The following is a 20,010-nucleotide window of genomic DNA, read 5'->3' on the forward strand; positions in this document are numbered from 1 at the left end:
GCTTAAAGTAGCCGGAACAATGGCAAATTGGTAAATAGTTGAAATGATTTATGGTAAATGCTACGAGTTGACCAAAGGATTGTGAATATGGGCATCTACTTGCGGGTAAGGAATACTAATATCGTTAGCATCAAATGCTTTTTTCACCGCTTCCGTTTTCTCAAAGAATAGGTTCCAGTAATCAGCCTGAACGCACCGAGCCCGAACCTTAAAGTTTACTGAACTATCAGCCAGTTCGGCCAAGTTAATGAACGGTGCATCCTGATTAAGTACTCGCTCATCAGCAAAAACCGTCTCCTTAATAATCTGGCGAGCTTTATCAATGTCATCGTCATAACTGATGCCAAATACCCACTCTACTAGTCGGGTCTCTTCCGTAGAGTAGTTGATGATTTTATTGTTATACAACGGCCCGTTCGGCAGAATAATGGTTTTGTTGTCGTATGATTTTAGTACCGTGTGAAATATTTGAATTTCGGATACTGAAGCGGTAACTCCCTGTGCCTCAATTACGTCACCTACCTTAAACGGCTTCAAAATTAGAATTAGAATACCACCCGCAAAGTTGGACAAACTACCCTGCAACGCTAGACCAATGGCTAGACCAGCCGCCCCCAGTACCGCTACAAAGGAGGTGGTTTCAATCCCTACCCTGCTGGCAATGCTAATGATAAGCACAACAATTAGTAGTGCTTTAATAATACCCGACAGAAAAGGAACTAGCGAAGGGTCAACTTCCCGTTTATTGAGTGCTTTTCGGAGACCAGTTATTATCCGATTGATGATCCAAAGACCAACAATTAGCGTTAGAATAGCCAATAATAACTTAGGAATAAATAGAATAGCGTATTCGCTCAGCGTTTTAATTGCAGCTTCGATATCTAAATTTTCTATCATGAAGTTGGTTATTTTGGTAAATAGTTTATTGGCGCAAATATGAGTAATTAGTACTAATTTGCCAACCTGTATAGATTGGGGCGTGGCTTGGTCTGCCTATTATTGCGAAAAGCAATTGGTTGGTAAATACCGTGAAAAAGCACGAATTTACTCCTTAGCTTCTCATTTAGTGTTTCTAGTTCGTAATTAACTGCTAAATTTGCCCGATCATTACATAACCTATGAGTAAACCTACCACCAATCCCGAAGATAAAATCTCCAAGGTTTCTTCCGCTCGCAAGCTACTGATCGTGGCGCTTATAGCAGGAGGTGTTATAGCAATCATTTATTTCTTTTTTCTCGGTAAAGAAGAAGGGGTAGGCATGGCTTCCGAGCAGTCAAGTCAGTCCAACACAGTAGAAGAACCCCCATTCCTTGAAGAAGGAACTCTGTGGTTTTTAAGTGATAACCAGCAAGACACTTTGCAACAGATTACCATCGAAGTAGCTGATGATCAGGAACAACGTGCCCAGGGAATGATGCACCGCAGTGCTATGGATGAGCTACAAGGAATGCTATTTATTCACGATCGGCCCGAAGTGCAGGCGTACTGGATGAAAAATACGAAGCTTCCGCTGGACATCATTTACGTAGGGGAGAACAAGGAAATTGTGACCATCTACCAAGGGGTGATGCCCTATTCGGAAAAGTCTATTCCTTCTTCTTCGGAAGCCCTCTACGTAGTAGAAGTAAACGCGGGGTTCACCGGTCGGCACAAAGTTGAAGAAGGAGATTTTATTGCCTTTGAGCTACTCAATTAATGGCTTAAATACTGTCTAACCACGCTTGGCTATGCTGGTTAACCGCAGCAAAAAAATCGGAAAATTCCTGCTCAAAGCTTTCGTAGTGCTGCTGCAAATTAGCAATGGCTGATCCCATCTGATTAGGGTAGCGCGAGCGTTTCTCCATGCCTTTCAGCGTTCGGGCAATACCCTCCAGTTCAGCGTAGTACAATAGCCAGTTATGCTGGCTCATATAGTGCAACATTTGCTGAGCTTTCGGAGGTAATAGAGTCTGCTGTTCGTGTAATACCTGATAGATTTGCTGCGTAAAAGTTTTTAAAGAAGTTTCGCAGTACTCTGGCCAGTTTTTAGCTAGAAAGTGGTCGTAAAAAATATCGACAATCACTCCCGCGTAATGCCGGTGCTGATCTACCAATCGATGCTTACTCTGAAGAAAAATGGGGTGAAAATCAGTAAAGAAATCAATCTCCCGATGAAATAGAATTCCTTCGGCTAGAGGCGAGTCAAACTTTTGGTATTGTTTTCCTTTCACAAAGTCGCCCAGAAAACTGCCAACAATAAGTGGGGAACTAGAGCGGGATAAATAAAAGTGAGCCAGTAAATTCATCTTCGTTAAGAACGAAATGAAGCGTGCTTAGTTTCTCACTTGAATAAAGTACAGTATTTACCAACTTACGGAATCAACCATGAAAATAGCTTTTTTTAGCACTAAATCGTACGACCGAACTTATATGAACCAAGTGAATGAAGCGTTTGGTCACGATATATCGTACTTTGATACGGGTCTACGTCCTTCCACGGCAGTACTAGCGCAAGATCACACTGCGGTTTGCATCTTTGTAAACGATCAAGCCGATACTGAAACATTGGAAGTTTTGAAAGACCAAGGAGTGGAGCTACTAGCACTACGTAGTGCTGGCTTCAACCACGTAGATATTGGCAAAGCCGATGAACTAGGAATCAAGATCGCTCGGGTTCCGGCTTATTCACCTTATGCGGTGGCCGAACATGCGCTGGCAATGATCCTTACGCTTAATCGCAAAACCCACCTAGCCTACAGCCGGGTGCGGGATGGAAACTTTTCTTTGGAACGCTTGACCGGGTTTGACTTGCGAGGCAAAACAGTTGGAGTAATTGGAACCGGAGTAATTGGGCGAGTATTTGCCCAAATTATGCTAGGAGTTGGCTGTAAGGTAGTTGCTTACGATCCTTACCCCAATGAAGAACTGAAGCAGCAGGTAGAATACATGGGTTTGCCGGAGCTATTTAGCCAGTCTGATATTATCTCACTGCACTGTCCGCTCACGAAAGATACGCATTATATTATCAATGAAGAGGCGGTCAATCAAATGAAGGAAGATGTTATGCTGATTAATACCAGCCGGGGTGGTTTAGTAGATACCAAGGCGGTGATTCAGGGGTTGAAACATCAAAAAATCGGTTACTTTGGCTTGGATGTATACGAGCAAGAAGAAAATATCTTCTTTGAAGATCTCTCGGGAGCTATCATTCAAGACGATATGATTACCCGACTGATGACTTTTCCCAATGTGCTAATCACATCTCACCAGGCCTTTTTCACCCAAGAAGCCATGACTGGTATTGCGAAAACTACCTTACAAAATATTCGGGACTTTGAAGAAGGTAAAGAGTTGGCGAATGAAGTATCTTACTCTGATAAATAACATAACTAACACTGCTTAGAGTGCAGAAGGTGTGGCATTAAGTTCTTCCTTTCGTTCTCTCTCCACGCTTTTCTTATACTGGGTTGGAGTCATACCTGCAATTTTCTTGAAATTAACGTAGAAAACAGACTCCGAACGGAAGCCACTGTCTACGGCTACTGCAAAGTTCGTTAACTTCTTGTTTTGGGCACTTTCCAACATCTTCTTGGCTGCTTCTACCCGCTTTTGGTTAATAAATTGACTAAACGATTGGCCTATCTGCTCATTTAATAGACGAGATAGCAAGTACAAAGGAATGCCTAGCTGGCTGGCCAACGCCTTTTCGTTTAGTTCAGTGTCTAAGTGAATTTGATCTTCGTCAATCAGTTTGTGTAGCTTCTTGCAATAAACTTCTCTCTCGGGAAAATCAGTAGCGGGGGTGGATTTGATAAGCGGTTCGCCCGACAAAATTTTGGGATATTTAATCGGAAAGTAGATGATAACCAATATAATGCTACTGGTAAACAGGATGTAGTTGAACTGCACCAGATAGCGTATTTGAGTAACCATTGATGGCTCAAAGTAGGGAACAACCGCCGCATGATACACTAATTGGATTAGAGCAATAAAGCAGGTGAAGCCTACAAAAATCATGAGCACTCGGGGCCACTGTAATAGCGGCAGCTTATTAGACGATACTGCCCGTTCAGCCCTCAGCAGAGCATTGAGCCGATAAACAACAAATACCTTCCAAATCACTAGAGCCAGCAGTGTTACTTTATGGATAGGAGTACCGATGTAGTGCTGGAATGTAAAATCGGTGTGCAGCAGAACGTAGGTAAGCAGAATCAGAAAGGATAAAGCCGCCGGAAGAAAGTAGACGTACTGACGTTTGGTGAGCTTCTGCTTGAGAAGAAGGTGGACATACCATAGAATAAGGGTAGGTAATAGGAAATCGAGAAAGTCGGCTAGAAAAAGGAGGTAAGCATAGTCAAACTTAACGTTAGTGTAGCGGAAAAGGTACTGAAGAAGGATATTAATAGATAAGGCGAGAAAAATACCGGACAGCACCTTGTTGGTTATGGTCCGCTTAACCAAACTGACGACAGATCCGGTGATAAAACTCTGTATAAACGCCCAGATAAAGAGAGCACTCGTCATACCGCAGGTTATTAAAGATTAGGTAGTAACAAGTTACGAAAATAAAAACTTCCCCAAAACAGAAGAAGTTTTTATCACCATTTAAAATAAAATAAAAATTATTGAAAAGTTAGCAATTTATAAAAACCCTTTCATCAGTTGCTGTAAACTATCAATCGTGACTTGCGCACGCCCCTCTTCCACTAAATTTATGATCTCACCCGGGTCATTTTTAAGGTCATATAATTCAGCGGGAATACCTGATTCGGTGTATTGGATGTATTTCCACCTTTTGGTACGTACGGCTTGCCAGGGACGTACTCTCGGGGCTACTTTTTCTAGAAAGTATTCGGCCAAAAGTGCATTGCGACCCGGTGCCAGAGAATCCTTAAGCAAAGGTACCATCGTTTCCCCGTCCATTGGTTCCAGCGGTGTCACTCCGGCGAGTTGCAGCAGCGTGGGCGCAATATCAATATTCAACACCAGTTGCTCCCGTACGCTACCGGCTGTCACCAACGGCGGGTAGCGAATCAGCATAGGGATGCGAAGAACCGGATCATAGGCCCAACGTTTCATATTAAACTCGCCGTGCTCTCCCATCAGCATACCGTTGTCACTTACGTAAACAATGATGGTATTATCAAGCTGATTGGCTTCCTCCAGTGCCTTAAACAGCTCTCCCACTCCCTCATCCACACTTTTCAAACTACGATGCTGGTCGCCCACCACCGCAGAGCGTTCGCGTCCCCGACCTCTTCGGGATTCAGGCGGTTCGGGTAAGACATTTTCGTACTCATAAAATTTCTTTCTTGGTACAAGCCTACGCAACAGTGGTTTGCCCGCCGTATCTTCCTTCGTTACAGCCACCGAATCAAACACAAAATTCGAGTACATCTCTTCGTGCCTCTCCGCGGGTAACAGGAGCCAATGAACCGCTTTATGGGCGATAATCATCGCAAACGGTTTTTCTGACGGGCTATTTTGGAGAAACGACAGTGCCTGTTCATTGATAATACCGGTCATGTAGCCGGTGGTCTGGGTTCGGGTTCCTTCATCGTTAACCACTCCATCAATATAGTCGCCCTGCCCCTTAAAACTGAACCACCGATCGTAGCCTGGTCGGCGAGAATCATCCAATCCCATATGCCACTTTCCGATGAATGCCGTGGTGTAACCAGCCTCCCGGAGCTGTCGCGGCCACGTTAGCAGCGTATGGCTCACAACTTCCAACCCTAGCTTATCATTGTTGACAACGTAGTGCCGATGGGCGTAATTTCCAGTAAGAAAACTAGCTCGGCTGGGTGAACATAAGGGAGTAGTTACAAAGGCATTCTTGAAGATCACTCCTTCTTGCCCTATTCGGTCAATATGGGGAGTCTGGGCAGTAAGGTTGCCCTCAATACCTAAAAGCCCAACTTGCTGATCGTCGGTTACAATAAAAAGGATATTTGGTCGGCTCTCTTGGTCTTGAGCGGTAATCTGGCCGTTGGTAGATAGTAGAATAAATAGTAAGTAAACGCAACCAGCTAATTTCACAGAATTTGTATTAAGCACATGAGTAGTTTTCTCTTTTTTATTAAACCTTATTCTGATAATTATCTACCCCGAGGTTCGTGACGTCACGAACCTTAGAAGGTTATCGGAATATCCTCTATTCTCTAAAAATCAAATTTACAGGTCTTGGGCGTCCGTGGTCTTCACCACCAGTACGCTATTATTAGAGGTTAGCAGTGCGTGGCCCACCTGATAGTCAATGGCTTTTCCGTTCAGCAGCATCGCCTCGATACGCCCATCAACTGGGCCTTGTCGCTCAATCACGATTTGCTTTCCTGAGTAGAAATCTGGGTTCAGTTGTATCTCAACCCGGTCGAAGATGGGAGTAGTAACCATGTACGCCGGATTTCCCGGAGTATCAGGGTACAGCCCCATCATGGCGAACACCACCCACGACGACATGGCTCCGGCATCGTCGTTACCGGGCAGTCCGTCGGGAGTATTCGTAAAATAGGTTCGCAGCAGGTGATGCACTGTTTGCGCGGTTTTCCAATCCTTCTCCTGGGTAAGATTATAGAAAAAGGGGAAACCAAAACCCGGTTCGTTAGTCATATCAAAGTGTCCGTCCTCAAAAATAGTATCTAAGTTATTTAAGAATCGCTTCTCCCCCATGCTACTTTTGAGGGTATCCATTCCGTGGGGAATAGCAAATAGGTACTGCCAGGCACTACCTTCCACAAAACCAGGCCCACCCCGCAGGCCGAAGTTCATCCTATCCCATCGTTCCTGTGTGGGGTCAAAGGGTTCGTACCAACTACCGTCTTTATTTTTAGGCTGAAGCAACCCTGTCTCGTCGTTGTACAGATTTATGAATGATTTTGAACGCTCCAGATACTTTCGGTAGTCTGTTTCCTTACCCATTGCCTTCGCCATTTGGGCAATATTGAAGTCAGCCAGATTAAACTCCATCGTACTTGACACTGCTCCCCACACAATTCCGTTATTCCACTGAAAGTTTTCAACCTCGCTAAAATCTCCGTCCATCGTAATATACCCGTACGCGTTGTAGTCCTGGAGTCCGCGCCGATTCAAATTCCCTTCTTCGTGAGTGGCGTTTTTGGTAACTGCCTCGTAAGCTTTTTCCGCATCAAAACCTCGGATTCCCTTCACGTAGGTATCACCAATAACGATGGGCGCAGGATCGCCGACCATCAGGTAAGGTTCAAAATTAAAAATTGACCACTTAGGTAACCACCCCGATTCGTCGTAGATAGTCAGCATGTTCCGCACAAACGCTTGCTGTTTTTCCGGATAAGCCAAGGCGAGCAGCGGGTGCGTGGTTCGGTAGGTGTCCCAAAGTGAAAAGCCAGTATACCGAGTATCCGCGGAATTACCGATATCAGTACCGCCCATTTTCACGTAATCACCGTTGTGGTCACTGTACGTCATTGGCATCAGCAGACTGTGGTAAAGGGCTGTATAAAATACAGTTTTATCGTCTTCTGAGTCGGTAGTTACTCTGATTTTGCTAAGCTCTTTTTCCCATTCGGCTTGGGCTTCGTTCCTGACCCGTTCAAAGTCATAACCACTCTGCTCCTTATCTAAGTTATCCTGCGCGTTATCTACGGATACGTAAGAAACTCCAACCTTAATTTGCACTATAGCGGGTTCTTCATTTTCAAAGACATACACCAAGCCACTGGGTTTATCTTCTAGCTGCTGGTTGAACCGCGGATTGTTCTTATTATAATGTACCAGATACGTAGAGTCAGCCTTGCGGTCAATACGAGCACTGAAGTACACTGAGCTTCGGTTGCCCGCCCCGCAAAAATTTCCTTCCAACTGGTACCCACTTACGGCCTCGTCGTTATACGCTTCAATTACTCCGCCCTTCACGTGAGCCTGCTGGGCGGTGAGGTCTACGTAAATATTGCTTCTTCCTTCGGGCAGCTCCAGTTTGATGAGTGTTGAGCGTTGGGTAGTTGTCGCCTGTACTCGGATATTTTCATCATCCAGTCGCACGCTGTAGTAACCGGGACTGGCAACCTGTTCAGAAAATTGGGAACCATCGTAGTTTTCGCTCAGCTTACCGGAAAAGAACTTGAACGGAACACTTCCGGTAGCAGGGCAGCCAACTCCCGAAAAATTTACGCTGCTAAATCCATAGATTTTTTTCTCCTCATAACGAAACCCACTGGGCGAATGCGTCTGGGTGAAGTCGAACGACTGAGGGCTTACTGACACCATACCCCAGGGTTGTACCGCTCCCGGGTGCACATTACCCACCGAATGTTTTGTCCCGTTGCCCTGCGTACCAATAAATGGATTAACGTAATGAATGTACTGGAATACAGTAGCATCTTTCGATTGATTCTTCGGCAGCTCTTGACAGCCCAAATTAAAAACGCCGGGCAACAAAACTACGCCAAGCCACCAGTAGCTAAATCTTTTCATATACTGCTTAATTTTTATTAAGACAGAAATGTAAATCAAAGATTCCCAGAAGGACTATTATTTTGAAATATAGAAGAAAATATTGCGCTGAAGTATAGTACTATCCACTCTCATATGGTACGAAAAAGCAGATGAACACTCGGGAAACTACTAAAAACGCTTCTTTTTTTATATGAATTTGAAAATCAGAAGGGAAATTACTCATATAAAAACAATTCTTGTTCGGCAATAGACAAGTTTAGCTACATGGCTGTTGACCGTAGTCCGGAGAACAATTGTGGCGCACACACAAACCTAAAAAGTCAAGATACTATGATGAAAATTCTATTTAAAAAAACCGCACTGGTACTATATTTTTTGTGCTGCGGAATGGGACTGGTTGCTCACGCTCAGCAGATAACTGGCACGATCACCGATACTGAGGGAGAGCCGCTGGTGGGAGCCACTATTCTTGAGAAAGGTACATCGAATGGTACGGTAAGCGATATTGATGGTAAGTACGCGATCAATGTTACTGCGGATGATGCTATTTTGATCTTTTCTTACATCGGGTATATCTCGGAAGAAGAGACTCTTAACAGTCGATCAAGCATTGATATAGCCTTGGTTGAAGATATTGCCAGCCTTGATGAGATAGTCGTAATTGGCTACGGAACGCAGCGACGGCAGAATGTCTCGGCGGCCATTAGTACCATCTCTACCGAAGCCATTGAAGGGCGCCCCGTAGCCGACTTCACCAATGCCATCCAAGGTCAGGTAGCCGGGTTGCAGATTACCAACAGTTCGGGCCGACCCGGCGCCGGCACACAGGTACAGATCAGGGGAACGGGTTCCATTACGGGCAATAGCAACCCACTGTACGTGATCGACGGAACCATTATCAGCACATCGGGTGGCGGAGCCGGTGACCCTTTAGCAACCATTAACCCGGCGGATATTGAATCTATCAATGTTTTGAAGGATGCCTCAGCAGCCGCCATCTACGGAGCTAGAGCGGCCAACGGGGTGATTATTGTTACCACCAAGCGCGGTGCTTCGGGGAAAGCTAACATTTCTCTGAACGCCTTTACCGGAGTTCAACAAGCAACTAACACATTAGACCTGCTGAACGCTCAGCAATACCAACAAGTCTACAATCAGGTATTTGACAATGCCGAGCAGAACCGTATTCCTAACCTAGACGGCACCACCTTTGACACCAGTACCGATTGGCAGGATGCCGTACTGCGTACCGCCAATATCAGTAACTACGAAATTAGTGCGGATGGGGGTGGTGAAAACACCCGCTACTTTACTTCTTTAGGTCGGTACAATGAAGAGGGTATTATTATCGGTACTGGTTTAGAGCGAACCACCCTACGATTGAATACGGATACTGAGCTAGGTAAATTCAAGATTGGAAACTCTATGACCTACTCTCGCTCGGAGTTTGACCGGGAAAATGCGGCCAACGGCCGAAATGTGCTGGCTTGGTCGCTGCTGAATGCTCCTACCGTGGATGTCTTCAACCCAAATACCATCGGCGGTTTTGGTGGCCCTACCGATAACGATGGTGGACGGCAGATTCTCAACCCCGTAGCTTCCCAAAACCTGGTTGAAAATGAGGGAACCGTCAACCGGTTTCTGGGGAATGTATACGCCGAATACGAGATTATCAGTGGGTTGCGGTTCCGAACTCGCCTATCTGCCGATGTTATCAACTTTCACAATCGTTTTTTTGCGCCCTACTATCAGCAGGTGCCGGATGGTATTCCCGGTGATATTGTAGGTCTATCCAACGGAGCAGAAGTGGACGAAACCCGGGGCGAAAGCATTTCGCTGTTATCAGAAAACATTCTTAGCTACACCACTTTTCTGGGCAAAAACAACTTTGATTTCTTGCTGGGCTACAATATTCAGGACGATGAAGACTCCCGGATGCAGGCTAGGAATATCGGCGGATTCATTAGCCCAGGATTGCCTATCTTAAGTGCCTCTACCGAGTCTACCGCTCCCGCTACCGGACGTAGAATCGAGCAGCGTACCTTATCCTACATTGGCCGAGTGGTGTACGACTACGACAACACCTTATTGGCTACCTTTAATTTCAGACGAGACGGTTCCTCCATCTTCACCGAAGATAACTACTGGGACAATTTTTTCTCGGGTTCCCTCGGGTTAGTGCTCAGTAACCTTAGCTTCCTGCGAGAAACTGAAGCGTTAGATAATCTAAAAATCCGGGGTAGTTACGGCTTCCTGGGTAATGACCGTATCAACGCCAATGCAGCCAATTCGGTGCTTAACTCGGGAATCCGTTATATTATCGGTCGCAACCAGCAGGAGTTGATCGGGGTAGCCCCCACCGGACGGTTTGCCAACCCTAACCTACAATGGGAAAAGCAAAGGCAACTGAACATTGGTCTTGACCTGGGCTTATTTAACAAACTCACTTTTACCGCTGACTACTTTGTAAAAACCTCGGAGGATTTACTGTTAGAGTTCCCCCTACCTTCGGTAACTGGGTTTAGTAATGTTTTTATTAATGCCGGAGAGGTAGAAAACCGAGGAGTAGAATTGTCCCTTAACTTTAACGACCAAAAAGGCGACCTTCGGTACGGAGCCGGATTTAACGTTACTTTCTTAGATAATGAAGTAACTCAACTGGCCAACGGCGTAGAGTTCATCAATCAGAACAGTAGCGGATTATTTGGCAACATACCCCGAACCCGAATTCAGGTAGGAGAGCCACTGTTTAACTTCTTTGGGTATCAGGCGGACGGTATTTACCAATCGCAGGAAGAAATTGATGCCGGGCCAACCCCACTAGCGAATACCGAACCGGGCGATATACGGTTTGCTGACATTAGCGGACCCGATGGCGTTCCGGACGGAGAGATTACCGAAGACGACCGAACCATTATTGGCGATGCTACCCAGGATATTCAGTTCGGATTCAATCTGAGCGTAGGTTACAAGGGTTTTGATGTTTCGGCTCAGTTTCAAGGAGTGTACGGGAACGATGTTTTTAGCGATACCCGGTTCTACACCGAGGGGTACTTTCTGAATGGTAACCTTTCTACCCGCGTTTTAGATGCTTGGACCCCGGAGAACACCAACACCACCCAACCTCGAGCCATTCCGAACGGGATATCCAATAACAATATCGCTTCTTCTTATTTTGTGGAAGACGGCTCTTACCTTCGGCTAAAAAACCTTCAGATCGGCTACAGTTTCCCACAATCAATACTAGGGCAACTCGGCGGACTTTCTAACGCGCGGGTGTATCTGGCCGGACAAAATGTATTCACCATCACTAACTACAGTGGTTTTGATCCCGAGCAGGCACTGAACGGGTTTGATCCGGTGGCTTATCCGCAGTCTCGAAGGCTTACCGTGGGAGTTCAGCTAAGTTTTTAAAGAAGTAATGATGAAAAATATAGATACTATGAAAATTATAATATCCAGTTGGCTAGTACCCCTGCTCATATGTACCGTGGGCTGTAGTGATTCGTTTCTTGATGAAGCCGACGTATTTAGGGAGCTAGATACCAACACCTTTTACCAAACCGAAGCCGATGCCGTGAGTGCCGTAAATTCGGTGTACGCGCCCTTGAATGATCAGGGACTTTTCAAGCGATTCTACATGTATATCGCGCATTTTACGGGCGAAACAGCTCTCACTAACGGCACTCGTACCAACGAACAGGTCTACGTAAACTTTAACTTTAACCCGGCTTCGGGCGACCTGATTCCTCGGGCGTGGTCAGACTGCTACAAGGGGATTAACCGAGCCAATCAGGTAATTGAGCGAGTGCCGGAGATTGATGCCCCCAACGAAGATTTACTGAATCGCGTAGTTGCTGAGGCCAAGTTCTTACGGGCGTTCTACTACTTTGAGCTGGTTAAACTTTACGGCAACGTTCCGATCTATAATCAAATCTTTAACGGAGACCTGTCCGATGAAGACCAATTATTTCCCTCGCAATCTCCTGCTTCGGAGGTATATCAAGTAATAGAAGACGATTTATTGGATGCCATTCCTGATTTACCCGAAAGTTACAATAACGCTAACGTAGGCCGGGCTACTTCCGGGGCCGCGAAATCTTTACTGGGAAAAGCGTACTTGTACCAAGGTGAATACCAATCAGCTCGAGATATTCTAGCCGAAGTAATCAATTCTGGGGTGTACAGTTTAGAACCGGACTTTGCGAATATTTTCCCCAAGTCTAACGAAAACAATGACGAGTCAATTTTTGAGGTTCAGTTTCAATCGGGTTTTGGAGCCGCTTTTGATCAGCCCAACCGAGGAGGTGCCAACGAAGCCAATTGGATGAGCAACTGGTTCAGTCCGGCTCGGGTAGCCTTCCGTAACTCAGTACCCGGTCGACAAACTATTGAGTTCTTTGAGCAGTTTCCCGAAGAAGATGCTGTGAGGCGCACTGGTACCTACGCTCAACCGGGTGACGTTTGGGGCGATTGGAACCCCATTGCGGAAGATCCGGTTGCGGCCAATCAGTGGCGGGATAGACAGTTGGCTTTTCCCGATCCTGATCTACCCATGTTAGGCATACGAAAATACGCCGGTGGCCCGAACGACCCGGAAAGTTTCAACCAAAACGCTATCAATTATCGGGTAATTCGGCTGGCCGATGTGTTGCTGATGTTTGCCGAAGCTGAGAACGAAGTGAGTGGCCCTACCGTAGCTGCCTACGATGCGGTAAATCAAGTAAGAGCACGTGCGGGCGTAGCCCCATTCCCACCCGGTCTGGACGCGAACGCCTTTTTTGATAGGCTACGAACTGAACGCCGATTAGAACTTACTTACGAGTATTCTTTATTCTTTGATTTGGTACGCTGGGCTCGCGAAGAAAAAGTAAGCAGCAGCGAGCTACCTGAAATTATGACCGGCTTTACCGTCGGCAAAAATGAAGTGCTACCTATTCCCGAAGGGGAGCTGATCGATAATCCGAATTTAGAACAGAATCCGGGATATTAGAGGATATTCCGATAAACTTCTAAGGTTCGTGACATCACGAACCTCGGGGGTAAATAATTATCAGAATAAGGTTTATTAATCCGACTGTATTATTGGTATTAACGAAGAAAGCTGCTCAGTAATGGAGCAGCTTTTTTTGTGCTCACATTATTTTCCTTAAAAAGTAGTCAATCGCTACGTGATTTTAATACTAGTAGTAACAGTAATCAGCCATCGCTCCAGACTGCTTACTTAGTTCCTGCTAAGCAAACATTCGGAACGATGGCTGAATGTATTAGAAGCTTCTCGTGGAGATTCTACTTAATCTGAATGCGCTTCTCTTGGGTACTCCCGTCGCTGAAAACAACTTTCAGAATATACAAACCTTCTCGGAGGGCACCGACCGGAATACTAATGCTCTTATCTTCTCCGTTAAATGAACCGCTAAGTGAATTGACCATCTTCGTTCCGGTCATATCGTAAATGAGTAGTTGCGAAATCTCGTGAGCTTTCGTAGCCGAATTTGCCCCTGCATTAGTAAGCCTCACGTTGAGCACATCAGAAGTGGGATTCGGATACGCCGAGAATAAGTCCGATGCCCCCGTTCCGGCTAGGTTCGCTTCGCTGGCCGGAAGAATTTCCTCTAACCGAATATCTTCCCACCAGACCCCTCCGGCTCCGTTGAATAATTGCAGATTAATCTCCATTGCCTGCGCTCCGGTAGGGGGCGTAATGCCGTTCAATCCGATGAATTTATAGGTAAGGTCTACTCCGCCAAACCGTCCAAACTGCGTAGCTCTGGTGATATTTTTTCCATCGTCGCCGACAACGTAATCACCGTTCTCGTCCAAAAATTGAATAAAGAAGCGGGCAAAGCCTTCGGTGAGGTTTCTCTTCACACTACCCGACAAGTTATAAGTACTGCCTTCGTTCACGCTTACCACCTGTCGCGCTCCGCCAAACCCTTTATTTGAGCGGAACAGCTTGAGGATAGGACTAACCTTACCACTGGCATTCACTGTATCATCTTCTATTTGGCCACCGTTGGCCCAGGGGTCACGCTGATTACTGTCAAAGCCCCCGTTTCTTAGGATGGTGGTAGGAGCTGGATTCGTATTATCAGCCATCTCCAGATCATCGAACCAAGCGGTGCCAGTAGCGGCTAAAATCTGAGGAATTACCTCTACCTGCGTACCTCCTTCGGGTACCGCAAAACTCACGGTCATCAACCGATAGTCGCCCGCATTATTAAAAAAGTTAGAAGAAGCATCACCGACAACATTACCGCTGGCATCTAAAATTCTAACAAAGATTCTAAAGGCACCCGTTGATGAAGTGGCTCCCCCTTTGAAGTAACCCTGCACCGTATACTGCCCCAGAGGCTGTACATTTACGGTCTGCACGGCACCCAAGAACCGATTGTTTTCCGGGGTATCGGGCGGAAGAAACAAGCGGAGGGCTTTGGTACCCGATCGGGATTCGGATACATCGTCTACTACGGTTCCGGCATTGGCCCACGGATCGCGGGTAGCATTCTCAAAATCACCGTTCTGGAGAATATTGCCTGGCCCCTGCCCTAGTAGCGAAATAACCAGCTCAGGAGTATCAGGATCACTACTAGTAACTTCAAGGCGGGCACTTCGGGTACTTGACTGGGAGGCGGTAAACGTGACATCAATGTCCGTTGACTCACCAATTTTTAAGCTACTCACGTCATCGTTTTCAAAGGTGAAGAGCGAAGCATCACTGCCACCGATAACCAAGTCAGTAATTTGTAGCGTTTTGGTTCCGATATTAGTCAGGCTGATCTGTAGCGTTTTGGAAGTATTCAACTCTACCAATCCAAAATTAAGCGAATTGCCAGCGAGTAGCGTAGCATCTTCGTCGTAGATGGCAATATCTGGTTCGGGCTGGCCCTCGTTAGGATTAATTACTGCTTCTTGAAAACTAGCCGTGGCGAGCTGACCATTCACTGTGCTAGAACCAGCCAAGCCTACCCGTACCTTGAAAGGAAAAACAACCACCGTACTTTCTAGCACTTGAAAAGTCGTACCATCTGACGAGTAGGAAGACGTAAACCGATTGCCCACCCGATTTATCTTCAGCCAAACCGGTGCCGTAGCATCTACTGAAGAAATAGTTTTGGTTGTATCTCCCCGATTACCTCTTGTCTGTAGCACCAACTGGCTGGCATCGGAAAGACCGAAGAATAGATTTTCACTATTGGCCGCGTTAGATTTTCGTACCATAATTCCGAAGGTGCCGGGGTTAGATGCGCTGGCGAGTTTCGTGGTAAACGCAAAGTTGCCCTTGAGTTCTTCGAAGATATAGCGAAACTGATCTGAGTTACCCCCAATACCCGCTCCGGCTGCTTCCATAGTAAATGTACCGTTAGCTGTACGCACCCGTCCCGATGGGCTGGCTCCACCTACGTTACCGTTTCTGGCGACGAAAACCGTTCGCCCGTCGGAGAAAGTGCTGTTGCTAGAGGCTTTAGTACTCAACAGATTGCCCTCGAGAAAAAGTTTGTGCGTGCCACTATCGGTCGTGTACGTACTTCTCACGAATGCCTCTTTGTTCTTTTTAATGGTAAATGCCTTCTCAAAGCTATTATCTACCGATTTCAATGTCACCTGCTGGTTTTCATCCGAAGAATTACGAACTCTCCAAATAGTGTACTGATCGTTGACCCGCCCCATAGAAGTGAGTCGTAGGCCGGTACCTTGCGCTCCAGCATCATTACCTCGGTAGGGTATATCTTTAAATCCATCGTTGATTACCGTTTCATCTAGCCGGTTAAAGGCAAAGTCGCGAGAGGTGGTTCCGGTGAGGTTTAGGCGGAATACAGGTGTGTTGGAGTCATTGCTCTCAATAGTAACAGTAGCGGTACGAACTCCGTCTCCCTTAGGATCAAATTTGATCGTAAGCTGGGCGCTCTCCCGGTTGGCCAGGGTAAAATCAGGTTGTTGCACAATGGTAAAATCTCCCGCTTGCGCCCCAGTGATGTTAACTGTCGCTATATCCAGTGTTCCGCCCCCGAGGTTGGTAATAGTAAAGTCCGTTTGTACTCCAGCACTACCCAGGCGCAACATCCCGAAATCGTACGTATCTTCGTTTTGCAAAGTGGCATCTGCTCCGGCCGCAAGGCTAATCGCGGGCTGGTCGGTGGTTAATAACGTACTCACCGAATTGGGTGGTAAGGTAATAGTGTTGCCGGGCAAACTGACGGTTTCCAACGGATCATTGCTACTGCCCAGTGTACCGACGGCCTGATGTAAAACCTTTCCCGAGAAGCCCAGTGAACTTATATCCAGCGTTTTGCTTTCACCACTAGCGTTGGTGATCCAGAAATTTTTGTTGTCACTATCGGAAAACGAAAACCCAAACAGTTCAGGCACTTCTGTTCCGGACAGGTTGGCCGTTCCTGAAAAGCTCAGAGCTTGTCGCTGCGTCATACCGGTAGAAGCTAAACTGGCTAAGGCCATTGCTCGGCCAGCAGCCTTTACCCCGCCATCATTGGTAGTAAAATTTTTCAACTGGTGGATCTGAATGAGCTTGGAACCCGCTACTTCTAGAAAAGCACTGATATTATAGCTCAGAACCAACGCATTTTCCCATCGGTACGCTTCCGGATTGGTACCGCCCCCTAACCTGAAAAAATTAGGCATGGCTTCCGTCCACCAGATATCCCAATTCTGCTGCCCCACAATATCATCGAGCTGGGAGTTGGTCTTGGCCAAGCTGATTTTTTCTTCAACCGAGCCTAGCATCGTGTTCAACTCGGCTTGGCTGGTAGCCGTTTGGTTGGGGGTAGATTCTATGTAGGCATGCATGGTGAGGGCATCTATCAGATTACGATCGAGGCGAGGAAGTACGTACCCGTTCCAGAAGTCTTTTCGTCTACCAGAAGTATTGTCCGTATTAAAATACGCCACCGCAGCAAACTTAGCCTGCGGAAACTCTTTTTCAATTTCGGTAGCAAAGTAGTGGCAAGCTTCGGGATACCCAGTACCCGCATTATCTGCCCTAAATCCCTGAAAATTCTTAAATTGGTACTGACCTGCTCCAAAGTAAACCTCATTAGAAAGTTCAACAAATTTTACGGGCATCCCGGCGGCTTCCGCTCGTCGTAAGGCTTCTAGGTTGCGTTGCAAGCGATCTTCAAAGGCGCGCCACCAGTCATCACCCAACGGTTCAAAGGTGGGGCTTTCTTCAGGCACCCCGAATTTTTCGGCATAATAATCCAGCCCCGGAGTAGTCATATTCATCACGTATACCGGTTGGAGGTCATTAGCCCTTTGTGCCCTGGCAAAATTCTCAACCGAGTTCTTCTTCCCTGACCCGTTTTGTATAATTGATTTCACAAAGCCTATCATCTTATCCGGATCAATCCATCCATCGGCATCGCCGGGTGTTCCTTTGGCAGGAAAGAAAGTATCGTTGCGGTAGTCCCAGTTTTCGGATACCGTTCCACCCGGAAATCGCAAGTTAGCTGCCCGAGAGGCCTGCAAGGAAAGAATGTTGTCTGGGTTGTTCCAAGGCTCTTCGGTGAGCGTAGTATTATTATTAAACCCAATGCTGTTGGGGTCATTGGCTACCGGTGAATTTTCAGTCACCTGGATCTGCCCGACGGCCGTATAGGCCATCCATAAACAAAGGAAAAAGGTAAGTGTCGTTTTCATAACCATTACATTTATAGATGAATTAAACTATCTGTAATGGTGAAAATGGGGCAGTAATTGCTACTAAGACGATTAATTTTTAAATTAAGAGCTTTTTATTTTGTCTAAAGTAGCTTTTTTGTGCTCGTGTCAGATCTTTCAAAAAGCAGTCAATATATGTTATGGTATCAATAGAAAATCTACCGGCTTCATTATCGAGGACTCACTTAGTAGTAACCAAAAGCAACTTCACGTTGGGTTTCTCCTTTAGGATAGGAATAATACTGTGACGGAAATAATTTATCTGGTTTCTTAAAATCAGAGTGATTTATCTACTCCTAAAAACAAATTTGTAGAGAATATTTTTAGAATTCGTTGATAATCAGATTAGGTAAATGATCAAAAATAAGTGGCTAATTATCGGTCAGCCAAGCACTATTCAACTGGCTGCCGGGTTGGTATTCCTTTTCACGACCGTAGCAGCGCAAACGGAAATTAGTGTTAACGAGGGTGCTCCGCGAACCATACATGCTGATTGGGTAGGAGCCAATGCTAACCTCACCGCTATTAGTCAACCCGGCGAAAACGATGCCTTCGTAAAAGCCGTCAATCAGTTGGGCGTCCGTACCATTCGCTACCCCGGCGGCACCATCGGCAACTACTGGGATTGGGACCGGGGGTGGCTTGATCCAGACGTGCCCGATAGCCTGATGATTCCCTGGGTGGTGTCGCACGGACTAACCCGGAGCGATCAGCGGTATACGCTGGAAGATTTGGAACGGCTTACCCGACGAACCGGAACAACTCCGGTTTTCATGCTCAATATGCTGAGCAAAGATCTAGAGCATTCGCTTCGTAACCTGCGGAAAGCCCAAGCCTTAGGAATGACCATCAAGTACGTAGAACTGGGTAATGAACTTTATTTTGATCTGCCACTACCCAACCAAAAGTACCCTACCCCGGAAATTTACGGCGACAGTTGTCAACACTGGATTACCGCCATCAAGCAAGAGTTTCCCGAAGCACAGTGCGCGGTAGTAGGCACCTACATGACGCGCCATGATCGGCAGATCAACTGGACGCAGCGGGTGCTCCAGCACTGCCCTGATGCCGATGCGGTTACTTTCCATCGGTATAGTCCCTCGGGATTGGACGGTCGGCGCGAAAGAGCGCGGATCACCGCCGGAACGGAAGGTACAGGCGACCGAAACACCGCTACCCGTATTGGACCTACCGTTCGAAGTGACCGGCAGATTTGGGAGCGAGAGCAACTCACCGACGAAGCCGCCCTAGCGAATATGCTCACCACAGTGCAGCAGAGTGTGCAGTCGTATCGGAAGATGAAGCTACCCCCCGGAATGCCCATTTGGGCGACCGAGTTCAATATGCGTGACGATCATTCGGTGGTGTTGCACAGTTGGAGTCATGCGCTAGTGCTTAGCATGTACTACCTGGAATTTCTACACAGTCCGGTAACACTGACCAGCGTTCATAACTTGGTCGGGCAGCTTTTTGGACAGATTCATATTGATACCGCAACTTTTTCCCACCTCGCAGAACCGAAAGTAGCATCGGTGCCCTACACCCTTACTGCCGGAGGTATTGCCACCAGCTTATTGGCTCAAGCAACCCAGGGTGCGACCCAAGCTACTCCGCTGGTAATAGAGGGCGCGACTACACTGCAAGACGACCGAGGAACTACCGTGACCTCGGTACAGGGCTGGATGTTTGCTAATAAAGAGCAGCATCAGGCGTTACTGCTCGTGAATTTTGGCTACAAAGCCCAACATATGCCCTACCTCACCGAGTGGCCCCAAGGAACCGTCACTTCTTACTCGGCTAATTTAGCACAACCCATTAACGGTTGGGAGAGTGTGCTGAGTCAACAGCAAGAAGTACCGGATGAGACCTTAGAATTACCTCCGCACTCAATTTCTATTATTACAAACTCAAAGTAGTACCAG

The 20,010-nt window shown here is 46.6% G+C and carries 11 protein-coding genes; 5 read left to right on the top strand and 6 right to left on the bottom strand.

The window, feature by feature from the left end; all coding sequences use genetic code 11:
* Positions 1-60: 60 nt before the first annotated feature.
* Complete coding sequence (locus P0M28_RS02015) at positions 61-897, bottom strand: mechanosensitive ion channel family protein (protein WP_302207753.1); 837 nt, start codon at positions 895-897, stop codon at positions 61-63.
* A gap of 221 nt (positions 898-1,118) precedes the next feature.
* Here P0M28_RS02015 and P0M28_RS02020 point away from each other — a divergent pair, with 221 nt between their 5' ends.
* A complete protein-coding gene (locus tag P0M28_RS02020) occupies positions 1,119-1,697 on the top strand; it encodes a DUF192 domain-containing protein (protein WP_302207754.1) in 579 nt (192 codons plus the stop codon).
* A gap of 4 nt (positions 1,698-1,701) precedes the next feature.
* Here the strand turns inward: P0M28_RS02020 and P0M28_RS02025 are convergent, their stop codons facing one another.
* Positions 1,702-2,286 (bottom strand): acyl carrier protein phosphodiesterase, encoded by a 585-nt coding sequence (locus P0M28_RS02025; protein ID WP_302207756.1) that lies wholly within the window; start codon positions 2,284-2,286, stop codon positions 1,702-1,704.
* A gap of 79 nt (positions 2,287-2,365) precedes the next feature.
* On the opposite strand from P0M28_RS02025, the gene P0M28_RS02030 reads away from it, so the two are divergent.
* Complete coding sequence (locus tag P0M28_RS02030) at positions 2,366-3,364, top strand: 2-hydroxyacid dehydrogenase (RefSeq protein WP_302207757.1); 999 nt, start codon at positions 2,366-2,368, stop codon at positions 3,362-3,364.
* Positions 3,365-3,379: 15 nt separating this feature from the next.
* On the opposite strand, the gene P0M28_RS02035 is transcribed toward P0M28_RS02030, so the two are convergent.
* From P0M28_RS02035 to P0M28_RS02045, 3 genes are all read right to left on the bottom strand, one after another.
* Positions 3,380-4,504 carry a helix-turn-helix domain-containing protein gene (locus P0M28_RS02035; protein ID WP_302207759.1) on the bottom strand — a complete coding sequence of 375 codons (1,125 nt, stop codon included), beginning with the start codon at positions 4,502-4,504 and terminating at the stop codon, positions 3,380-3,382.
* A 117-nt stretch (positions 4,505-4,621) separates the two neighbouring features.
* Positions 4,622-6,019: a sulfatase-like hydrolase/transferase gene (locus tag P0M28_RS02040; protein ID WP_302207761.1), complete on the bottom strand. Its 1,398-nt coding sequence runs from the start codon at positions 6,017-6,019 to the stop codon at positions 4,622-4,624.
* A 135-nt stretch (positions 6,020-6,154) separates the two neighbouring features.
* Complete coding sequence (locus P0M28_RS02045; protein ID WP_302207762.1) at positions 6,155-8,431, bottom strand: GH92 family glycosyl hydrolase; 2,277 nt, start codon at positions 8,429-8,431, stop codon at positions 6,155-6,157.
* Positions 8,432-8,743: 312 nt separating this feature from the next.
* Between P0M28_RS02045 and P0M28_RS02050 the strand changes: the two genes are divergently transcribed.
* Positions 8,744-11,827, top strand: a complete 3,084-nt coding sequence (locus tag P0M28_RS02050) for a SusC/RagA family TonB-linked outer membrane protein (RefSeq protein WP_302207763.1) — start codon at positions 8,744-8,746, stop codon at positions 11,825-11,827.
* Positions 11,828-11,855: 28 nt separating this feature from the next.
* Positions 11,856-13,406: a RagB/SusD family nutrient uptake outer membrane protein gene (locus P0M28_RS02055; protein ID WP_302207764.1), complete on the top strand. Its 1,551-nt coding sequence runs from the start codon at positions 11,856-11,858 to the stop codon at positions 13,404-13,406.
* Between the two features lie 296 nt (positions 13,407-13,702).
* Here the strand turns inward: P0M28_RS02055 and P0M28_RS02060 are convergent, their stop codons facing one another.
* Positions 13,703-18,067: a choice-of-anchor D domain-containing protein gene (locus P0M28_RS02060; RefSeq protein WP_302207765.1), complete on the bottom strand. Its 4,365-nt coding sequence runs from the start codon at positions 18,065-18,067 to the stop codon at positions 13,703-13,705.
* Positions 18,068-18,441: 374 nt separating this feature from the next.
* Here P0M28_RS02060 and P0M28_RS02065 point away from each other — a divergent pair, with 374 nt between their 5' ends.
* The gene (locus P0M28_RS02065; RefSeq protein ID WP_302207766.1) at positions 18,442-20,004 is read left to right on the top strand and encodes a hypothetical protein; all 1,563 of its coding nucleotides are present in this window, start codon (positions 18,442-18,444) and stop codon (positions 20,002-20,004) included.
* Positions 20,005-20,010 lie beyond the last annotated feature (6 nt).

Origin of the sequence: Tunicatimonas pelagia (assembly GCF_030506325.1) — a bacterium.
GTDB classification, from domain to species: Bacteria; Bacteroidota; Bacteroidia; order Cytophagales; family Cyclobacteriaceae; genus Tunicatimonas; species Tunicatimonas pelagia.